The sequence below is a fragment of the Hoylesella loescheii DSM 19665 = JCM 12249 = ATCC 15930 genome, assembly GCF_000378085.1.
Classification (GTDB): Bacteria; Bacteroidota; Bacteroidia; order Bacteroidales; family Bacteroidaceae; genus Prevotella; species Prevotella loescheii.
Map to the genome: position 1 here is coordinate 1 of NZ_KB899223.1, position 20,153 is coordinate 20,153.

The 20,153-nt window shown below is 47.7% G+C and carries 21 protein-coding genes and 1 pseudogene; 6 read left to right on the forward strand and 16 right to left on the reverse strand.

Going from position 1 to position 20,153, the window contains the following annotated elements:
* Positions 1-203: hypothetical protein (locus F453_RS15920; protein ID WP_026292596.1), on the forward strand; the 203-nt coding region annotated here is incomplete at its 5' end.
* A 189-nt stretch (positions 204-392) separates the two neighbouring features.
* Here F453_RS15920 and F453_RS0111865 read toward each other — a convergent pair.
* The 3 genes from F453_RS0111865 to recF form a co-directional block, all read right to left on the reverse strand.
* Positions 393-1,766 carry a patatin-like phospholipase family protein gene (locus tag F453_RS0111865; RefSeq protein ID WP_018968209.1) on the reverse strand — a complete coding sequence of 458 codons (1,374 nt, stop codon included), beginning with the start codon at positions 1,764-1,766 and terminating at the stop codon, positions 393-395.
* A gap of 199 nt (positions 1,767-1,965) precedes the next feature.
* Positions 1,966-2,256, reverse strand: coding sequence for a DciA family protein (locus F453_RS0111870; protein ID WP_009236045.1), 291 nt, complete (start codon positions 2,254-2,256; stop codon positions 1,966-1,968).
* A complete protein-coding gene (gene recF / locus F453_RS0111875) occupies positions 2,249-3,364 on the reverse strand; it encodes a DNA replication/repair protein RecF (RefSeq protein WP_018968210.1) in 1,116 nt (371 codons plus the stop codon). The genes F453_RS0111870 and recF overlap by 8 nt, the downstream gene beginning before the upstream one ends.
* Before the next feature lie 144 nt (positions 3,365-3,508).
* Between recF and F453_RS0111880 the strand changes: the two genes are divergently transcribed.
* From F453_RS0111880 to F453_RS0111895, 4 genes are all read left to right on the forward strand, one after another.
* The gene (locus F453_RS0111880) at positions 3,509-4,213 is read left to right on the forward strand and encodes a tetratricopeptide repeat protein (protein ID WP_018968211.1); all 705 of its coding nucleotides are present in this window, start codon (positions 3,509-3,511) and stop codon (positions 4,211-4,213) included.
* The gene (gene ribH, locus F453_RS0111885) at positions 4,213-4,689 is read left to right on the forward strand and encodes a 6,7-dimethyl-8-ribityllumazine synthase (RefSeq protein WP_009236048.1); all 477 of its coding nucleotides are present in this window, start codon (positions 4,213-4,215) and stop codon (positions 4,687-4,689) included. Before F453_RS0111880 ends, ribH begins: the two co-directional genes overlap by 1 nt.
* 98 nt (positions 4,690-4,787) lie before the next feature.
* On the forward strand, positions 4,788-5,285 hold the full coding sequence (locus tag F453_RS0111890) for a 3'-5' exonuclease (protein WP_018968212.1): 498 nt from the start codon (positions 4,788-4,790) through the stop codon (positions 5,283-5,285).
* Positions 5,286-5,331: 46 nt separating this feature from the next.
* Complete coding sequence (locus F453_RS0111895; RefSeq protein ID WP_018968213.1) at positions 5,332-5,715, forward strand: hypothetical protein; 384 nt, start codon at positions 5,332-5,334, stop codon at positions 5,713-5,715.
* A 146-nt stretch (positions 5,716-5,861) separates the two neighbouring features.
* Here F453_RS0111895 and F453_RS0111900 read toward each other — a convergent pair whose 3' ends face one another.
* The 7 genes from F453_RS0111900 to F453_RS0111930 form a co-directional block, all read right to left on the reverse strand.
* Positions 5,862-6,593, reverse strand: a complete 732-nt coding sequence (locus tag F453_RS0111900) for an acid phosphatase (protein ID WP_018968214.1) — start codon at positions 6,591-6,593, stop codon at positions 5,862-5,864.
* A 23-nt stretch (positions 6,594-6,616) separates the two neighbouring features.
* Positions 6,617-7,192 (reverse strand): phosphoribosylglycinamide formyltransferase, encoded by a 576-nt coding sequence (gene purN / locus F453_RS0111905; protein ID WP_025790113.1) that lies wholly within the window; start codon positions 7,190-7,192, stop codon positions 6,617-6,619.
* A gap of 140 nt (positions 7,193-7,332) precedes the next feature.
* Positions 7,333-7,746: an RNA-binding S4 domain-containing protein gene (locus F453_RS0111910; RefSeq protein WP_009236053.1), complete on the reverse strand. Its 414-nt coding sequence runs from the start codon at positions 7,744-7,746 to the stop codon at positions 7,333-7,335.
* A gap of 9 nt (positions 7,747-7,755) precedes the next feature.
* On the reverse strand, positions 7,756-8,325 hold the full coding sequence (pth, locus tag F453_RS0111915; protein WP_009236054.1) for an aminoacyl-tRNA hydrolase: 570 nt from the start codon (positions 8,323-8,325) through the stop codon (positions 7,756-7,758).
* Positions 8,326-8,355: 30 nt separating this feature from the next.
* Positions 8,356-8,958: a 50S ribosomal protein L25/general stress protein Ctc gene (locus F453_RS0111920; RefSeq protein WP_018968216.1), complete on the reverse strand. Its 603-nt coding sequence runs from the start codon at positions 8,956-8,958 to the stop codon at positions 8,356-8,358.
* 187 nt (positions 8,959-9,145) lie between these two features.
* Positions 9,146-9,796, reverse strand: coding sequence for a lipocalin-like domain-containing protein (locus F453_RS0111925; protein ID WP_018968217.1), 651 nt, complete (start codon positions 9,794-9,796; stop codon positions 9,146-9,148).
* Between the two features lie 191 nt (positions 9,797-9,987).
* Positions 9,988-10,668, reverse strand: coding sequence for a four helix bundle suffix domain-containing protein (locus F453_RS0111930; RefSeq protein ID WP_018968218.1), 681 nt, complete (start codon positions 10,666-10,668; stop codon positions 9,988-9,990).
* A 486-nt stretch (positions 10,669-11,154) separates the two neighbouring features.
* Here F453_RS0111930 and F453_RS16335 point away from each other — a divergent pair.
* Positions 11,155-11,364: pseudogene (locus F453_RS16335) on the forward strand (hypothetical protein).
* A gap of 18 nt (positions 11,365-11,382) precedes the next feature.
* Here the strand turns inward: F453_RS16335 and F453_RS0111935 are convergent.
* From F453_RS0111935 to lon, 6 genes are all read right to left on the reverse strand, one after another.
* Positions 11,383-12,699 carry an alpha-L-fucosidase gene (locus F453_RS0111935; RefSeq protein ID WP_026292570.1) on the reverse strand — a complete coding sequence of 439 codons (1,317 nt, stop codon included), beginning with the start codon at positions 12,697-12,699 and terminating at the stop codon, positions 11,383-11,385.
* Between the two features lie 131 nt (positions 12,700-12,830).
* Positions 12,831-13,745: a glycosyltransferase family 2 protein gene (locus F453_RS0111940; RefSeq protein WP_018968220.1), complete on the reverse strand. Its 915-nt coding sequence runs from the start codon at positions 13,743-13,745 to the stop codon at positions 12,831-12,833.
* A gap of 91 nt (positions 13,746-13,836) precedes the next feature.
* On the reverse strand, positions 13,837-15,180 hold the full coding sequence (locus F453_RS0111945) for a DEAD/DEAH box helicase (protein ID WP_018968221.1): 1,344 nt from the start codon (positions 15,178-15,180) through the stop codon (positions 13,837-13,839).
* A gap of 105 nt (positions 15,181-15,285) precedes the next feature.
* Positions 15,286-16,494 (reverse strand): LptF/LptG family permease, encoded by a 1,209-nt coding sequence (locus F453_RS0111950; RefSeq protein WP_018968222.1) that lies wholly within the window; start codon positions 16,492-16,494, stop codon positions 15,286-15,288.
* A gap of 14 nt (positions 16,495-16,508) precedes the next feature.
* Complete coding sequence (gene tgt, locus F453_RS0111955; protein WP_018968223.1) at positions 16,509-17,636, reverse strand: tRNA guanosine(34) transglycosylase Tgt; 1,128 nt, start codon at positions 17,634-17,636, stop codon at positions 16,509-16,511.
* Between the two features lie 7 nt (positions 17,637-17,643).
* Entirely contained in the window at positions 17,644-20,109 is a 2,466-nt protein-coding gene (gene lon / locus F453_RS0111960) for an endopeptidase La (protein WP_018968224.1), read from the reverse strand.
* Positions 20,110-20,153: the final 44 nt, after the last annotated feature.

A 20,153-nucleotide genomic window follows, 5' to 3' on the forward strand; every position in this document is an offset into this window, starting at 1 on the left:
AGCACCTCTTGCTCTCGGGGGCTGCGAGCCCCCTGCCGCAGGGCACCCCCTCGGTGTTTTTCATGGCCTTGTTTTCATTCACGCAAAAAAGGCCAGCCCAAACTTGGACGGCCAACAAACAATGCTTAACTTTGCAAACGGATGGCAGCTGTAAACCAAATTTGGACTTTGGAGAAGGACATGACAACCTAAATACAACATAAGGATTTTTCTTGTCAACCAAAGGAGTATTTAACAACGAAAAGTGTCAACTAATCTCAGTACACTACAACTTGTCTGTAGTCACGCTACAAGCCTTTTGTAGTGGCAGTACAAAGGGTCTTGTACTGCCCTAGCAGCAAAAAAGCGTTCTGTTTAAGCAAAAAAGGCTTTCAACATAGTAAGCTTCTGCGCTACCCTTGCTCAACCAACATGGGTAAATATAGCCGTGTTTGCAGTTCGGCAAGCCAAGCCGAATGCGCAATTAAAGCATCTATCTGCGCTGCTGAAAGTGCCACAAGACTTGTGCCAACATGTCGAGCCAAATCCACACTTTCGGCACTGGGTGCGCATTCTTCAAACTTACTCCATACCACGTTTGCCTTGATGTGCTGCATAATGGTGGCTTCCGCTTCGGTTCGGGGCGTTCCTTTATCCTTCAAGGCAGATATTTCGGCCTCGCTGATACCATGTGCCTGCCACACATCGGGATGCACATTGCCGTTGCGAAGATTGTTAACGAAGCCCTGCAACAGGCGTTCGCTGCAATCCCATTCAAGTGGCACGTAAGCAAAATGCTCCTTTTCGGTAACCCCCTCGTAAAGGTTGTCGCTGCGTTGCATCTTCTTTATGCGGTTCATCATCATGCTAATGGTATTCATAGCGAGGTTAAAGAAGTGCGTGGTACCCATTGCATTCACCTTTCCATTACCCGCATCGCTCACCACGATGTAGTCGCAATGAAATCGGCTTTTGTCTTGGCTCAGCTTATGCGCCCCTTGATTATCGTACACACCACCATCAATCAGCTTGGGCGGTTCTGGCTTTTGCTCGCAATCATCATACTTACCGCGCACAAAAGCTGCTCCAATGGTTATCGGTGTAAAGCCGTATGGCACACACGAAGAGGCCATCACGGCTCGTGAAAGTGGAAAGCCGCTGGCATCGAACATGGATTGGCCATTGATGCGATAGGCATGTTCACCCATCATTCCACGCGAAAAAGTAAATGGCAACTGCGTAGCAAGGTTGGTTGAATTGATACAAAGCAGGGGAGTTTCGGGCAAGTCGGACAGCGTTTTACGCTCGAAAAACACCTTATCGTAAAGTTTTGAGATGAGTTTGCTTGTTGGTAAGGCCGTAAACGAGTTCTTCAAGATGGCTAATAGCGCAAGGGTCAATGCGCATACACCTACTAACGTGGCTACACTACCTGCCCAAATGGGATGGTTCGGCCATAAAGCGCCCATCACCAACGATGTGATATAGCCCAAAGCCACGGCAAAAGCAAGCACAAGAACACCTAAAAAACCTACATAAAGGAACGAAGACCAAAGTACACCACGTTGCAAACGCGCCTTAAAACCTTGCTCGAACGCCTCGTAATCGTCTTTATGTAGGGCGTAATAGGCCGTGGTTATCGACCCACCCGACACCGAAGAAATTACATCTACCTTGTTGAGGATGCCCAACTTGTGCAATGCCCGCAACGTTCCTACATGATAAGCGGCAGCCCGATAGCCACCTCCTGATAGGGCTAAGCCTATCTTCTTTTTGTCGTTGTTCATCTTTAGTTTTTATTAGGAGTAATCAAAGGAGTTGGTAGTAAAGGGAGTAAGGAGTAAAGGTTGTAAGGAGTAACGGGAATAAGGCGGTAAGCAAGTAAGCTGTAAAGCTAGTTAAAACTAGAACATCTAGAACACATAAAATATCTAGAACAACTAAAAACAACCTCGCCTATCAGCAATCCGCCCCATCTTCTCCTCTTTAATACACCTTAATATCAGTAATAACCAATGCCCCCACTTGTTCATTAAGTCGTCGAACAAGTTGTGTTCGCATCATCGTGAGGTCGTGGCGCAGTGCGGGATTAGTGATTTTAACAAGCAAGGTTTGGTTCTTGATAAACTTCTCAGTGGTATAACGCGCCACCATTGGTCCTGCCACCGTCTCCCAAGCGTCGATTAGGCGCTTTTGTTGCAAAGGTGTTTCAAGTCCTTCGTCACGTAGAAGCTTCATCAATATTTCGCCCAGAGGCTTCACTTCACGCCTAAACATTGTCACCTCCTTTCTCGGTTATCTCCCCGTTTTCAACGTAAAAAAGCTTATATTCAGTTGTTCCCGACTGCAATATGCGGTCTAGATGCTCGCGGTTGGTGTCTGTTATGAATATCTGTCCATAGCTATCGCCCGACACCAACTCCACAATACGCTCCACACGCTGGCTATCTAGCTTGTCGAAAATGTCGTCGAGCAAGAGCAAAGGTGTGGTTTTAGATGCCGTTCGCTTTAAAAAGTCGAACTGTGCAAGCTTCATGGCCAAGGCGTATGTTTTGCTCTGACCCTGGCTACCCTCGCGCTTTAGCTGATAGCCATCTATTAGCATCTCCAAATCATCACGATGAACACCATGCAAAGAGTAGCCCACAGCCCTATCCTTATGCCTATCTTTGCGTATCACTTCGAGCAAATCGCCTCGCTGGCAATGCGAGATATAACGCAGCGAAACCTGTTCCGATCCACCCGAAATTCGTTCGTGAATGTTTTGAAACACAGGGATAAACTCCTCTACGAAGGCCGCACGCTTGGCATAAACCACCTCGCCTTGTGTCGCCATTTCCTCTTCCCACAGTTCTAGCAAGGCTAAGTCGGGTTCGGCTTCCATCCTTAGCAAGGCGTTACGTTGCTGCAAAGCCTTGTTACATCGGGTTAAGGCTTCAATATAAGTGGTGTCGTATTGCGCAATCACCATGTCCATCAGTCGTCTGCGCTCTTCACTGCCACCGTCGATAAGTGCTGCATCGGCAGGCGAAACCAACACCAAGGGAATCAACCCAATGTGCTGCGACAATCGTTTGTAAGCCTTCTTGTTACGTTTAAACTGCTTTTTCGCACCGCGCTTCATGCCGCAATACACATTTTCGGCATCGCCCACCTCGCTAGAGTAGTCGCCCTCCACCACAAAGAAGTCTTGTTCGTGGGTGATAAGCTGCGAATCAATCGGGTTGTACGCACTTCTACAAAACGAAAGATAGTACAACGCATCGAGAAAATTGGTCTTTCCCGACCCATTATGCCCGATGAAGCAATTGGTTTTGGGCGATAGCTGCAAGTTGACAGCACGCAGGTTTTTATAATTGATAATTGAAATGCTATTCAAAATCATAAATCGAAACAAACAGTTAACTCTCTTGCAAAGTTACGCCATTTGGGTATGAAAAACGAAAAAAGTAGCTGATATGTTTCACTATATGCGAGAAAATCAGTAATTTTGCCCCACTTCTTAGAATAATAACAACGTTTAAATATAATGGCAAACAAAAACAAACAAGGCGTTGCCGAAACTTTCGACGCATCGCAAAGCTCTGAAGCATTCTTTTCGAAGAACAAAAAAATGATACTTGGCGCTGTTGCTGCCGTAGTTCTCATTGTTGCTGGCTTCTTTATGTATAAGTCGCTCGTGGCTGGACCACGCGAAGAAAAGGCTAGCACAGCATTAGCCAAAGGACAGGAATACTTCAATCAAGAGCAATTCGACAAGGCCCTGAACGGCGATGGAGCTGGTTATGTGGGCTTCGCACGTATTGCCGATGATTACAGCGGTACCGATGCGGCCAACTTGGCCAACCTATACGCTGGTCTTTGCAATGCTAACCTCGACAAATGGGAAGCTGCCAAGAAGTTCCTCGACGCCTATTCACCTGCCTCGGATGCCATGGTTAGCCCCGCTGCCGTTGCAGCATTGGGTAACGCCTACGCACACCTTAACGATCTGGACAAGGCTGTTGACAACCTGAAAAAGGCCGCTAAACTAGCCGATGACAAAGATGCCGACGGTGCAAACAGCAGCCTTTCACCCCTGTTCCTTATCCAAGCAGGCGAAATTCTTGAGTCGCAAGGCAAGAAAGAAGAGGCTTTGGCCATCTACCAAGACATCAAGAAGAAGTATGTTAACTCCATACTCGTACAGGGTTCGGAAATTGACAAGTATGTGGAACGTGCTTCAACGAAATAATGGCTACCGCATTACATAACCTTTCGGAATACGATTTATCGAAAATTCCCGATGCTAGCAACATGTGTATTGGCATCGTGGTGTCTGAATGGAATGCTGAAGTGACTGGCGCACTGCTAAATGGTGCCGTACAAACACTAGAAAGACATGGCGCACTGCCCGAGAACATACACGTAAAGACCGTTCCTGGCAGCTTCGAATTGGTTTATGGCGCACACCAAATGGTGCTTAACGGCGGCTATGATGCCGTTATCATCTTGGGTTGTGTTATCAGGGGCGAAACCCCACACTTCGATTATATCTGCCAAGGTGTTACGTATGGTATCGCAAAACTTAACGCCACGAGCGAAATACCTGTGGTGTATGGCTTGCTAACCACCAACGATCAGCAGCAGGCACTAGACCGATGCGGAGGTAAATACGGCAATAAAGGCGACGAATGCGCCATAGTGGCCATTAAAATGGCTAAATTTTAAGGCCTCGTAAGCCAAAGCGAACCAACATAAGACTAGATAAATATATGGGCGGAACACGTGGATTGTTCCGCCCGTATCGTTTAAATACATAGAAAACAATGAAAAATTTTGCCGCCATAGACTTCGAAACGGCCAATTTCAGAAGGGAAAGTGTGTGCAGCGTGGGCCTAGTGCTGGTAGAAGAGGGTAAGGTTGTGGGTAGCTATTACCATCTGATACAACCCACGCCCAACTATTTTGAAGAGCGGTGCGTTACCGTTCATGGGCTTACCACTGCCGATACCAATGGCCAACCCACATTTCCTGACGTATGGGCAGAGATTGCTCCGCTGATACGTAACAAACCACTTGTGGCGCATAACAAAGCTTTCGACGAGTCGTGCCTTAAAGCGGCTTTCGCCGCCTACGACATGGAATACCCCGATTATCCTTTCTACTGCACGCTATTGACAGCACGACATAAGCTGAAAGAGGCTGGATTGACCGACTTTAAGCTTCCTACTGTGGCCAGCCACTGTGGATACGAATTGGATAAGCACCACCATGCGTTGGCCGATGCTGAGGCCTGCGCGGCGATCGCACTGAAAATACTCTGATTGGGAATATCGTTCCCCATCGTTTACCCTATAAAACAAAGCACGTATGAAACTGCAACAACTTTTACAAGGTTATCAATTCGACGACCTCATGCCCGTTGTCGCCGACATGTTTCCTGGCACGGGCAAGTTTCGAGCAGCTCTCGAACAAGGCTATAACATCCTTATGGACCTACAACCTGTAGCCTCGAAGAAGAACATCCGCTACAGAATAATGGCCGATCCCAACAGCGACGCATCGTTTATGGGTGCCGAAGACGCGGCTTTCGACACTACATGGGAAGTTTGCTTGGGCAAAGAGGTGGTGAAAGAAAAGGGCGTAGACCTCACCGACATTGAACTTGCGGCCAACTGTTTGGTAAATGTCTGCCTCATCGGACGACATCCCAAGGCCTTCGACGAAGCCTATCGCTCATTGAGTAAGGCATAAAGACAAGTTGAAAAAGCAAAAGATGGTTTGCGGCAATTGCCCCAAACCCACATAAACAAAAGTTTCGCGGGGCGCTTATGGTAGTTTATATCACTCACCATAAACGCCCCGCGAAGCGTATTTACATATCGAAGTGGCTTACAACACTACTTCTTTTTCAAGCGTGCAAATTCCTTTTTAGCCTTCTCCAGCTGTTTGCGGAAACCCTCATCAGCATGCAGACGCGCCACGGCAGCACTTGCTGCGATACGTGCAGCGTCAACATCGCTTTGATAATGATAGCCCACAATCACCCTACTCTCGCCATACTCGTAGCCACGCACCAATATCTCGTCTTGCCTTTCAGGATTAATCTCGGCCAAAACCAAAGCCATGGCCCAGCCACGAGCAGTATGTCCCGAAGGGAAAGAGCCTGTATGGCGCAGTTCTTCCTCATCGTGGGGAACAGATGTACGTTCTCCAAACTGCACGTATGGGCGTTTACGCATGTATTTCTTTTTTCCACCACGCACTGAAAGTCTGCCATCGTTCTCCACACACTCCATTAAATAGTACAGTTCGGGTGTTGTACTTTTAGTGATAAGCATGCCAAAGGCCTCTGAAAAGCCTTTAAGCACCGAGTCGGGATCAACCGATGCATCGTAAATGGCCTGCTTTCCGCGTTCTGTATTGCGTATCGACTTGCCCCACTGATAGCGATCGAAATCTTTGAGGTAAGCAATGCTCGACGTATCGGGTGGTGCAGGGATGAATTTAGTTTCATCAGCCAAATCCGTTTTCTTTAGAAACGATGGCCAGCGATTATTCTTGGAGGCCTCTTGGGCATTCAAACACAGCGTAGCAAACAAAGCCACGAAGACAAAAGCAGTTTTCTTCATTTTGGTTTTAAGTTTTGTGTATTCTATAAGTTACCCTTTTCCAACACCTGCGCAATAACTTCGGGGAAATGAGTTTGTTCTAATTGGTGCACCTTCGCAGCAATATCGTCGGGCGTGTCGCTGTCAGTTACAGGCGTTGAGAACTGCGCGATAATCTCGCCAGCGTCGCAATCGTCGCTCACCCAATGGATGGTGATGCCCGTTTCTTTCTCTCCCGCCGCTTTAACAGCCTCGTGAACATGGTGTCCGTACATGCCTTTCCCACCAAACTTAGGTAGCAGGGCGGGATGGATGTTGAGCATGCGCCGATGAAAAGCAGAAACAAGGAAGGGTGGAATCATCAATAAGAAACCAGCCAAGACAATGAAATTCACCTTGTGGGCTTTCAACAAGGCCATCACTTTGGCTTCATCGTTAAACTCGGCTTTGGTTAATACGGCCGTAGGAACATGGTGGTTTGCGGCACGAACAAGGGCGTAAGCATCAGACTTGTTGCTCAATACCAAGGCGATATGCACGTTGGCATCATCGGCAAAGTGCTTGATGATGTTTTCGCAGTTGGTTCCACTACCCGAAACAAAGATGGCAATGTTGGTCATAGGGTTTGTATATGCGTTATTGTTTATGTTGGTTAATGTCGTTATCACCACAAAAGGGTGTAAGGAAAGACGCTTGTTGCAAGTTTGTGCATACCTCCAAGTAGTAGGAAATGCTCGCTTACAATCTGCGCTCGATAAACTTATTCGTCGCCCTCGTCTTCATCATCGAAGCCGAACATTACAGGATCGACAAAGGCATCTAATGCTCGTCGCTCTTTCTTCGTTGGTCGACCCGTGCCGTGCGCCCTGTCTATAAACCCACTTATACGGCTCATTTGCAACAGTTCGTATTGCTTCGGGTCGGTAACGTTCTCGTAAATCTCGGGTAAAAGCTTTGCTCCCACACGCTGTTCGATGGCTTTCAGCACCTTGAACGAATAGGTTACGGGGGGCTTCTTCACGCTCACCACCTCGCCTTCCTTAATGGTTCGGCTCGGTTTCATGTTCATCCCATTGAGCGTAACACGTCCGTTCTTACAAGCGTCGGCCGCTATCGAGCGAGTTTTAAATATCCTCGCGGCCCACAGCCATTTATCTATCCTTGCCTCGTTCATCTCCAAAGGTTATGCGTTCTTTTTGTTAAACTGGTTCATTGTCACCGTTATTCCGGCCAAGGCAAAGCTTTTGATTATCTCGATACTTTGCTCAATGGCGGGCTGCAAGGTTTTAAGTTCCTCCTCATCGTATTCGCCCAGCACCCAATCTACCTGTCCTCCGCGTGGAAATTCGTTGCCGATACCCACGCGCAAACGGGCATATTGCGGTCCGATAAGTTGCTGAATATGCCCCAGTCCGTTGTGTCCGCCATTGCTGCCATTGCCTTTCAGACGCAACGCACCAAGTGGCAAGGCCAAATCGTCTACCACAACGAGCAAGTGTTCTTGTGGAATGTTCTCCTTGTCGAGCCAATAACGCACGGCGTTTCCACTGAGATTCATAAACGTAGACGGCTTAAGCAGAAACAGCTTGCGACCTTTCACCATGGTGGAGGTAACAAAGCCATAACGCTTATCCTCAAAAACAATATTGGACGCTTTAGCAAAAGCGTCCAATATCATAAATCCAGTATTGTGACGGGTTGCCTCGTATTCTCGTCCGGGGTTTCCCAAGCCTACAATTAAATATTTTTCCATTCAGAAAAGTGGTTGTTCAAAACCCACGTTTTACTTACCGGCAGCAGCGGCAGCAGCAGCGGCAGCGGCAGCACGCGTCATCTTAACGGTGCAAACGATAACGTCTTTCGGCGTTACAACTTCCAAACCTTCGAACGATACTTCGCCAGCCTTGATGCTCTTACCAATAGTCAGGGCAGTAACATCGATATCCAGCTTCTCGGGAATTTGCTTGTAAGGAGCCTTTACCACAAGCTTGCGGATAGAAAGGCTAAGACGTCCACCATCGCGAACACCCTGAGCCAAGCCCACGAGGTTAACAGGAATACCGATAGCGATGCTCTTTTCTTCGTTGATTTCGTAGAAGTCAGCATGCAACAAAGCGTCTGTTACAGGGTGGAATTGCAACTCCTTCATGATGGCGGTGTGCTTTTGGCCATCGATATCGAGGTTAACCACATAGATATGGGGCGTATAAACCACCTTGCGAAGTTCGGCCATGGGCACAGCGAACGAAAGTGCTTCGGGCAGTCCGTCGGCATTTTTCTTCTCGCCATAAAGGTTACAGGGAATCAATCCCTCTTTTCTCATCTCCTTAGAAGCCTTCTTACCCAGGTTGCTTCTGCTCTTACCTGCTACATTAATTTCTCTCATAATGTGTTACTCTAAATTAAGTTGTTAAATAATTGTGCTTAATTCGCCATCACACGAAATATCAATTTCTTGATTGATGTGCTTCAAAAAGCGGTGCAAAGTTACGTCTTTTCTTTGGATTATGCAACGTACGAGCGTTAAAAGTGTATCGTTTAGGGGCTTGCTTCGCCCATCTTTACCGACATTTTTACTTGCGTATGCGGTTAAGGCGCAGTCCGCAGAGCATACCATCCATACTTCCAAGCAGCGACGCGGCAGTTTGCAACGAACTGTTGCTGCTGTAACGACCAACAACTTTGAGGTATGTCAGCAACTTTGAGGCATCCATCACAATGAGCAAGTCGTTGCCGTCTACCTGCGTAGTGCCAACAAGCTGCTTTATTTCGCCCACATATTTCAGTATTACTTCTTTGCCTTTGATGGTGAAAGTTCCACGCAATCGGCGTCCTGCGATGGTTTGCGTAAAGCGTCCGTTGCGTGTAAAGGTCATGTTCATTGCCCCTTTGGTAATGCCCACCTTGCTAAGTTGCGTCTCAATAGTCTTTTCAATGGCACTCGATGCCAGTTTCCCGCCTGCCTTTTTCAGCAAATTCTCGCTCATAAACACCACAGCAGGTTCGGTGTACGACCACTCGCCAACAAGGTCGTCGATAGTGGCCACTTTCTTATCAGAGAAAATAGATGTTATCCCCGAAATCAAATCGTCGGTTGTTCCGCTATTTGATAATATGTCGGCACCGTTTTGCAGAATCTTCCCAAAGTCAAATTGGGCGTACGCGTTGGTGCTTATTAGTGACATGGCAGCAATCGCCAGCCCTGCAATCATTTTCTTATTCATTGTTATACCCTCAATTTTTGTGATGCAAAGTTACGCAAAAATGTGGGAAAATAAAGTTTGAGGATAATATTTCTAGGGTAACGATGAGCGCATAGAGAACTAGGATGCCTAGAAAAAAGATGAAAACTAGGATAACTAGAAAACCTAGGATAACTAGGAAGCCTAGGATAACTAAAACACCAATTACCCCCTCACTCTTCTAGCTTTCTCATCCCCAGCTCTGCTTCTAGCCTTTTCACTTTGGCCTTTAAACGTTCATTCTCCACTTTCAGTTTCTCTAACAGTTCGTCTTGTGCTTGCCTATACCCCGTGCGAGCAGCGTGCATGCGTTCCTTTATGCCGCCCTGTTCCACAAAACGTCTCTCTAATACTTTCAGATAACTACACATCATCTTATCCGTTATGTGGCAAAGCGTAAGCAGCGTATTACAGAACTCCTCAGCCGTCCATTTGCCAGCGTAGGGTAAATAGCACTCGGCTTTATTATTTGCCCTACAAAAATTGAGCATCGAATTGTATCGAGGATGCTCTTTACCCCAACAAGTTAGACCACGCGTATGTAGATAATCGTCATAATCTTCGCGCAATTCACGAAGTGAACCACGAGCCACATTAAGCAATTTAAGTTCCATCTCGGTCGAAGTACTACCGTCTTCGATGCCCTCCACAATGTTCTGCTTACTCGACCGTGCCGCTTGAACCATCTGGTCTACGGTGCGGTCGCCATACTTAGGCAAGAAGCGTTTGCAGAAGATATACGTTAGCTGGAAAATAACATCCGTCTTCTGATAGAAATGCAAGTCGGTGTATATTGTGTTTCTTCTCAGTACGTCTTTTGCTGTTTGATGTTTTTCTTCTGGCAAATAGGTCATAGATGCAAATTAATCTTTCGTTACAAAATTACTATTTTATAATCAGATAATCGAAGAAGTTTTCGTCTTTAACACACGCAAATCACTCTTTAAAAAAAGACTTGACAACAGAACACACCTTTCCTTTTAACGCCTGTTAAAAACATTATAACTAACAAGGTTTGACGTTCACATTTTTTACATTTTTGAAAAACAACATACTACTCCTAAATACGTACTAGTAAAACTCCCTCGCGCGCGCGTATATATAATGAGTCTTTATTTTTGAGAAGAACAACAAAGTGCTTCGGGCATTAATTCCTTATGCGAGTTCAGGATAAAACACAATCGGTGTGCCTTCTGTCGCGTAGCGCGAGTTGGTAAGATAACCATTTCTTTACCTGTCCAATCTTGTTCAGAGAGCATCGTTTCTTATCCCAAACTCGCCAATTAGCCATTCCGTCGTTCGCATCTTCATCGTTCCAGCAATGCACCTTCTAAGCCCTGATGATGTATTATAACATTAACCGCCGTGTTAAACATGTTTTGGACGGCCGTTCCATGTTATCCGGAATGCTGTTCCAGTTAATCTGGAACCCTGTTCCGGATTAACTGGAACAGGGTTCCATCTTAGCTGTAACAAAGCGAGAGCTTAAAAAGCTCATAACTAAGGCTTATCGGCCGATTGGCAATGGCTATTTTAATGTCTTTTTGTAGCTAACCAATAGCGAACTTTTACATTGTCAACTCCACCACATAATCAATGTCGGTGGGCACTTTTCCCAAATGTAAGGTGATGCCATCGGCATGCTTGGTGAAGCTCAGACGCTTGCCCGAGGCATACTCCGTGGCCGACTTCGGCATGCGTTTACCCAATGGCAGGTAAAGGCCAGACTCTTGCAAGTCTAATATATGTATGTAAAGCTTGTTGCCATGCTGTGTACTCACACCCCAATGGTGCGGCGCAACCAGTCCGCCACGCGTGCCATAGATGGTGTTGCCATACTTAGATAGCCATTGGCCAACCTCTTTCAGGCGAGCCACAGCCACTGCAGGGAGTTCACCACCTGGTTCTGGGCCAACGTTTAACAGCAGATTGGCGTTTTTACCAGCAGCCCTCACCAACATCTGTATCAGTTCTTTGCCAGACTTGTAGTTGCTGTCTACCAGCGAATAGCCCCAATGTTCGTTGATGGTTTGGCACGACTCTAAGGGCAGATGACTAATGCTTTGACCCGAAAGGCCTGCCTTATTCTCGCCAGGAAGGTCGCGTTCGAATATCTGGATGTCCTCGCCTGCAAAGGGCGTTTGATGGTGATTGTTGCCAATTAAGCATTGGGGTTGCAGCTGATGTATCATTGCGTATTGCTGCGGAAGCTCCCAATCGAAGGGGGTTGGGTCGCTATCATGGTCCCACCAGCCATCAAACCAAATGGCACCAACGGGTCCATAGTTGGTCAATAGCTCGGTTAGTTGCGTATTCATAAAGTTGTAGTAGCTCTTCCAATTAGCTGCGTCCTTGGGTCTACCCGTTCCTTTGCCCGTTCTTCCTACGGGATAATCGGTGCGATACCAATCTAGATGCGAGTAATAGAGATGTAGTTTGATGCCTTGGCGTGCACAAGCGTCCGCCATTTCTTTGATAATGTCGCGCTTAAAGGGCGTTCCGTCTACCGAGTTGTACGTACTGGTAGCGGTTTTGTATAGCGAGAAGCCATCATGATGACGCGTAGTGATGGTTACATACTTAGCTCCTGCGGCCTTAATGGCAGCCACCCACTCGTCGGCATTGAAGTTTGAGGGGTAGAAAGTCTGCGCCAACTTGGGGTATTCCTTGTAGTTGATGTTGCGATTGGTCATCACCCATTCGCTTTCACCAATCATCGAGTACAGTCCCCAATGCAGAAACACGCCGAACTTTTGGTCTTGAAACGCTTCGCGAGCGGCAAGGTTTTGTGCCGTGGGCACGTAATTGGAAAACGCATTGCTGTTTTGTGCCACCGCTCCAACGAAAGAAAGCAGGGCAAAGGCAAGTAAGATTGTTTTTTTCATTGCGTAAGTTAGTTTAGACATACATATATATAATAAGGAGTAAGGGCTGCAATCTAAAGGCCATTTGGAACAAATGGTTACCCAGAAGCGTGCTCATTGCATCGGCCCATACGTGTTACAAACTTCATTTTTTAGGTTTTAGAGGCTGCATCGGCTTGCGAAATGCGCAGATAAGTGCACAGTTTAAATAGCTTGAAGGCTGTGAGTGAGGGCTTAAAGCCTATGATGCGCCGATGCAATAAAGGCATCATCCAGTTTAAAACCGTGAATACCGCGCCATCTAATCGGCATCGGCGCAATCGCCTTTCTAGACGAACGATAGGCGAGAAACCAGCCAACTCGGTTCGAAAGGCATAGAGCGTATGAAGCCCTTCAATGGTTTTACCCACGAAAACCACGTTGTTATCGTAATGATTAAAGCCAACGGGGTTGTCGATATGGGCTACATCAATGCCTTTTTGCGCCAAAGACATACCCCAAAACACATCTTCATAGCCGTAGGTGAGAAAGCGACTGTCGAACGGAACGGCCTGCATGACGCGCTTTGACACTAGAATGTTAGACGTATTGAGGTTCTGATTGGGACGTTTGGCACGCTGTTGGGGTGTAAAATGGCGTTCGGCTGCCTGTTCGTAGCGAACTTTCAGCAGTCGTTCGTCGTTCCAGGCACCGCCATTGGTGGTGTTTCCGCCGTAAACCACGCTCCATTCGTCGGCCGTTTGCAAATAACGCTCCACGAAAAGAGGTGAAACCACGCGCATATCGCTGTCTATAAAGAGTAGCCAAGGCATGCTAGCTACGTCTGCCAAGTGGTTTCGGATAACCGCGCGTCCAACGTTCTCCTCACGAACAATGTGCTTACAATGGCTCAAAGCCATGATTTCGGCATTTCGTGCAATCGTTTCGGGTTGGTCGCTACCATCTTCGGCCACCACAATCTCGAACTGTAAGCCACCAATGGCACTTGCTTGCCTGTGCAGTTCGCGAACTAGTGGCAGGCAAACATAGTTGTAGGTGGGGATGAGAATAGACAGTTGCGTCTTCATTTTCGTGCTGACCTTTGGTGTATTGGGCTTATTCTAGAAGTTTCGCATTGATGGCTATGCCACGTTAAGCCGGCCTCTAAAACCGATCTGGCTATGCATTGTCTGCGGGTTTATTGGGTTTTCGGCGATTATAGCCGCCCCGCGAGCGGTTGTTCTTTCCTCCATTAGCCTGTTGGTTCGTGGGTTTCGCATTGCGATTATGCCCTCCATGCGAGCGTCCATGCCTTTGTCGGCCACCATGCGAACCTCTTGCGCCACCTCTTTGTTGTGCTCGCGGCGCTGTTTTATATTCAGGACCGTCGCCAATGCCATCGGGCAGCGGCACCTTTTCTATATCTTTCTCCAAGAAACGTTCGATTTGTTGGAAGTAATAAACGTCTTGGTCGCTGATGAGGGTTATGGCAACACCATCTCGTTCGGCACGTGCCGTTCGGCCAATGCGGTGTACATAGTCTTCAACATCATGCGGAACATCGTAGTTGATCACCATCGTGATATCGTCGATATCGATGCCACGCGACAGAATATCTGTTGCAACGAGCACATCGGTAGCACCACTCTTGAACTTGAACATCACGCGGTCGCGTTCTTCTTGCGAGAGGTCGGAGTGCATTTCGTCGCTGTTTACCTTCATTCGCACCAAGGCGCGGTTAATCTCCTTTACCTTTTGTTTCTTGCCCGAGAAGATTATCACGCGATTAAGGCTGCCTGCCTTGAAGATGTCTTGCAGCACTTTGAGCTTCTGCGGTTCGTAACACAGGTAGGCTTTCTGAGCTATTTTCTCAGCAGGTTTGCTTACTGCGAGTTTAATTTCAACGGGATTCTTGAGCAATGTCTTAGCCAACTGCTCTATTTTAGGTGGCATCGTGGCCGAGAACATAATGGTTTGGCAGGTTGGTGGCAACTGTTTGGCAATGGTCATGATGTCTTCCGAGAAACCCATGTCGAGCATACGGTCGGCTTCGTCTAACACAAAGAACGACACTTTGCTTAAATCCACATTGCCAAGCTGAATATGTGAGATGAAACGACCAGGTGTTGCGATGATGATATCTGCCCCTAAGCGCAGCGATTTTATTTCTTGGTCGTAGCGGTTGCCGTCATTTCCACCGTAAATGGCCAAACTACTCACGCTATCTAGATAGTAACCAAATCCCTGCATAGCCTGATCGATTTGCTGCGCCAACTCTCTTGTCGGCGACATGATGATGCAATTGATGGCATCGTGTGGGAACCCGCCATCGTCGAGCATCGACATGATGGGTAGGAGGTAAGCGGCTGTCTTGCCCGTGCCCGTCTGTGCCACACCCAAGATATCTTTTCCTTCTAGAATCTGGGGTATGCAATGTTCCTGAATGGGCGTACACGTTTCAAAACGCATATCGTAAAGTGCGTCGAGAACGTTGTCGTTTAAGTCTAATTCTTCAAATGTCATGTTGTGTAAGGCACATTTTCTTCTTTCCTCGTGCCGTCTTTTTTAATATAATAATCTTCTTGCCTTGGGCAGTTTGTCGTTAATTCAAATTGTGTTTATCCTGCATTAGTTGGGCGCGCTGCGGTAACAGAAGTAGGCCACAACGGCAAAGAGCAGGTTAGGTATCCATGCCGCGAGCATGGGAGGTGTGTCGGCGTTCACGGCAAACGTAGCCGAAACGGTTTGCAACAGTATGTAACCGAAGCTCAACGCTAGGCCGATGCCGAGGTAGAGCCCCATTCCACCCTTGCGTTTGCGCGACGAAAGCGACAGGCCAATGGTGGTTAGGATGAACGAAGCAAAGGAAGCGGCGATGCGTTTGTGGTATTCCACCTCGTATTGCACCACGTTGCTGCTACCCCGCCCTATCTGCTTGGAGATGTAGGCAGAGAGTTCGGGGTTGGTGAAGGTTTCTTGCTGACCCTTAGAAAACACCAAGTCGGCCGGTTCCATCATGATTAGGGTATCTTTTCGGTCGCCGTATGTTATCTTCTCGCGCAAGGCTTTCATCTCGCGAATACGCCAATTAGACACCTGCCAATGATATTTTGAGTCGCTAATGGTGTCGTATTGTATCTCGGAAGCCGTCATGTGGCTCACCAGTTTCTTGTTTTCAAACTTATCTAACGAGAAGCCATATCCCCGTTTAGCCTTGTCGTCGTAATGTTGAATATAAGCTATCACGCCCCTATCCACTTGCAGCTGCACGTTTTCGGCCGAAGTATTTTTCTTGCTGTTCTTATACATCGACTCGAAATTTTGCTTTATCACCGTGCCATGGGGTATTACGTAACCGCTAAGATAGAACGAAAGACCCGATATAAGCAAGCAAGACACCATGTAAGGACGCATCAGGCGATTGAAAGAGACGCCTGCGGCCAACATCGAAATGATTTCTGACGTGCCTGCTAGCTTGGAAGTGAAGAAGATAACGGAAATAAATACGAACAGCGGACTAAACAAATTGGCGAAGTAAGGCACGAAATTGGCGTAGTAATCAAATACGATGGCCTTTAATGGCGCATGAAATTGGGTGAACTTAGCCAAGTTCTCGTTTACGTCGAACACGATGGCGATAGAGATAATAAGCAATATCGAGAAGACGTATGTGCCTATGAACTTGCGAATGATGTACCAATCGAGTATCTTAAGGTAGCGCGAAGGTGCCAAAACACGCAAAAAGCCTAGGTGAGTAACGAGCCATGCCACCCACTTTTGCCTCATGCGCCATAGCCTCAACTGCTTGATATAGCGTCTTGTTTGCATTCGTTTCATTTCTTTTTGCCGCCTTATACGCGTCGGTTAAGGTTGTCGATCACACTAGCTTTCCATTGCACGAAGTCGCCTTGCTCAATGTGCAAGCGGGCATCGGCCGTCAGTCGCAGGTAGAAAGCCAAGTTGTGGATGCTGGCTATTTGCATGGCAAGCAGCTCTTGCGCCTTAAACAGATGGTGCAAGTAGGCTTTCGAGTGGATGCGGTCTATCTCGCAGCCGTCGGGATCAATGGGCGAGAAGTCGTCTTCCCACTTCTTATTGCGCATGTTCATTGTACCTTGGTAGGTGAAGAGCATGGCATTACGCCCGTTTCGGGTAGGCATCACGCAGTCGAACATGTCTACACCACGCTCGATAGCTTCGAGAATGTTCTGCGGTGTACCAACGCCCATGAGGTAACGGGGCTTATCTTTAGGCAGAATCTCGTTTACAACCTCTATCATCTCATACATCACCTCGGTTGGTTCGCCAACTGCCAGTCCGCCGATAGCGTTTCCGTCGGCATCTTTATCGGCTACATGCTTGGCCGCCTCTTGTCGAAGGTCTTTGTAAGTACAACCTTGCACAATGGGAAAGAGGCTTTGCAGATAGCCATAAAGTGGCTCTGTCTCGCTAAAACGTTTGAAACAGCGATCCAACCAACGCTGTGTTAGCCCCAAACTTTTCTTTGCGTATGCGTAATCACTATTGCCCGGGGGACACTCATCGAATGCCATCATGATGTCGGCACCTATTATTCGTTCGGTGTCCATCACACTTTCGGGTGTGAACACGTGCTTGCTGCCGTCGATATGCGAACGAAATTCGCAACCATTCTCGGTTAACCGACGTATGCCAGTGAGCGAGAACACTTGAAAACCACCCGAATCGGTGAGTATGGGCCTATCCCACGTGTTGAACTTATGCAGTCCGCCTGCCTTTTTCAGCACGTCTAGGCCTGGCCTAAGATAAAGGTGATAGGTGTTGCCAAGTATTATTTGGGCCTTCACCTGCTGGCGCAGCTCGCTAAAATGCACACCCTTCACCGACCCGCATGTGCCTACGGGCATAAACACGGGTGTTTTTATTTGTCCGTGATCGGTGGTGATGATGCCCGTTCGAGCGTCCGACGCCGTGTCGGTATGTTGCAATTCGAATTTCATCTAACTATCAATCCTTTTTCTTCTCTTCTTCAATATCGAACTTAATGGCATTTTCCACCACTTCGTTTGTCAGTGCAAAGTCCCAAACGTCTTGCACATTCTCCACGTAATGGAACTTAACGCCTGTGAGATATTTCTCTGGAATTTCTTCGATATCTTTCTTATTGGCGCGACACATCATAATATCTGTAATGCCTGCGCGCTTTGCAGCCAATATCTTTTCTTTTATTCCGCCCACGGGCAGCACCTTTCCGCGAAGCGTTATCTCGCCAGTCATGGCCGTATTTTTGCGTACCTTGCGCTGGGTTAATGCCGAAGCGATGGAGGTTGCAATGGTAATACCAGCCGACGGACCATCTTTCGGGGTGGCTCCTTCGGGTACGTGGATGTGGATATTCCATTGGTCGAACAGGCGATAATCAACGCCAAGCTTGTCTACATGGGCCTTAACGTACTCCAAAGCAATCACTGCCGACTCTTTCATCACATCGCCGAGGTTACCCGTAAGCGTCAGTTTTGCCCCACGACCTTTGCTCAACGAGGTTTCGATGAACAGAATTTCGCCGCCAACGCTTGTCCAAGCCAAACCCGTAACCACACCAGCGTAGTCGTTGCCTTGGTAGATGTCGCGGTAATAAGGTGGCTTGCCCAGCAAACCCTCTATCTCGGCAGGCGTTATTTTTGCAAAAGGCAACTCGCCATTAAGGGCTCGCAGGTAGGCCATTTTGCGCAAAGCCTTGTCTATTTGCTTTTCAAGCTGCCTCACACCACTCTCTCGGGTGTATTGTTCAATAATCTTTTCAAGAGCCGCCTTGTTGAAGTTGGGCTTCTCCGTGGCGTTTTTAGCCAATCCCGTGTTCTGCAATTCGCGCGGCACAAGGTGGCGTTTGGCAATCTCGATCTTCTCTTCGGTGATGTAACCGCTCACCTCGATAAGCTCCATACGGTCGAGCAAGGGGCGCGGAATGGTGTTAAGGTCGTTGGCGGTAGCGATAAACAGCACGCGCGAGAGGTCGAAATCAACATCGAGATAGTTGTCGTGGAAGGCATTGTTCTGCTCAGGATCGAGCACTTCGAGTAATGCCGACGACGGGTCGCCATGCAAAGTGTTCTGCGTTACCTTGTCTATCTCGTCGAGAATAAACACAGGATTGGACGAGCCTGCTTTCTGGATGCTCTTGATAATTCGGCCTGGCATGGCGCCAACGTATGTTCGGCGGTGCCCACGAATTTCCGATTCGTCGTGCAATCCACCTAACGACATGCGCACGTACTTACGATTCATGGCCGTGGCAATGCTCTTTCCAAGACTGGTTTTACCCACTCCGGGAGGTCCGTAAAGGCAAATGATGGGCGATTTCAGGTCTCCGCTAAGCTGTAACACGGCTAAATGTTCCAAGATACGGTCCTTCACCTTTTCCATTCCATAGTGGTCGTGGTCCAATACCTTTTGGGCGCGCTTGATGCTGAGGTCGTCTTTGGTGTATTCGTTCCAAGGCAAGCCCACCATCGTTTGCAGATATGTGAGCTGTATGCTATAATCAGGACTTTGCGGGTTTAGTGTATCGAGCTTATCCAGTTCTTTATAGAATATCTTGCTCACCTCTTCCGACCACTTCTTATCCTTCGCTTTCTCCTCCAATTCACGGTGTTCGGGCGAGCCTTCACCGTTGCCCAGCTCTTCCTTGATGTTCTTTATCTGTTGTTGCAAGAAGTATTCGCGTTGCTGTTCGTCAATGTCTTCGCGCGTTTTCGAACGTATGGTTTGCTTAATCTGCAACAGCTGCATCTCCTTGTTTAGGGTTTTGAGGGCGATATACACGCGTTCGAGCGAGTTATCGGCCTCTAACATGCGCATCTTATCATTGATATCGAAGGGCATGTTCGAGCAGATGAAGTTGGTAGCGATAACGTCGTGGTGTATGTTTGCGATGGCAAACTGCGCCTCGTCGGGCATTTCCTCGTTCATCTTGATAAATTCCACGGTCTGGTTGCGCAAGTCTTCCATGGCCGTATGATATTCGCTGCTGCTTTCGTCGATAAAAATCTCGGGCTTCTTGGTGACTTGCCCCACAAGATAAGGCTTGCGTTTCACCACGTCTTCAAGCTGGCAACGTCCCAACCCCTGAACAATGGCGGTGATGTTGTTACCTGGTCCCGACATCTCGAGCACCCTAACCAACTTGGCATACACACCTAGTGGAAAGAGATCTTTCTTTCCAGGCTCTTCTACATCGGCATTTTTCTGGCAGAACACGGCAAAGATCTGCTCGGGGTCTTTCTTTAACTTGTTAACAAGACTTACGCTTGCGGTTCTCCCCACAAGTATCGGCGTCACCACACCGGGGAACAATACGAGATTGCGAGTTGCCAAAATGGGCACCACTTCGGGTGTAGGCGTGTCGAAAAGCGTGCTGATATCGCCCTCGTAGTCGGCAATCATTTGTATTGAAGTATTGTTTCTTCTGTCCATTTATTCTTTTTTGCTCTTTAATAGGGCTACAAAGGTACGAATAA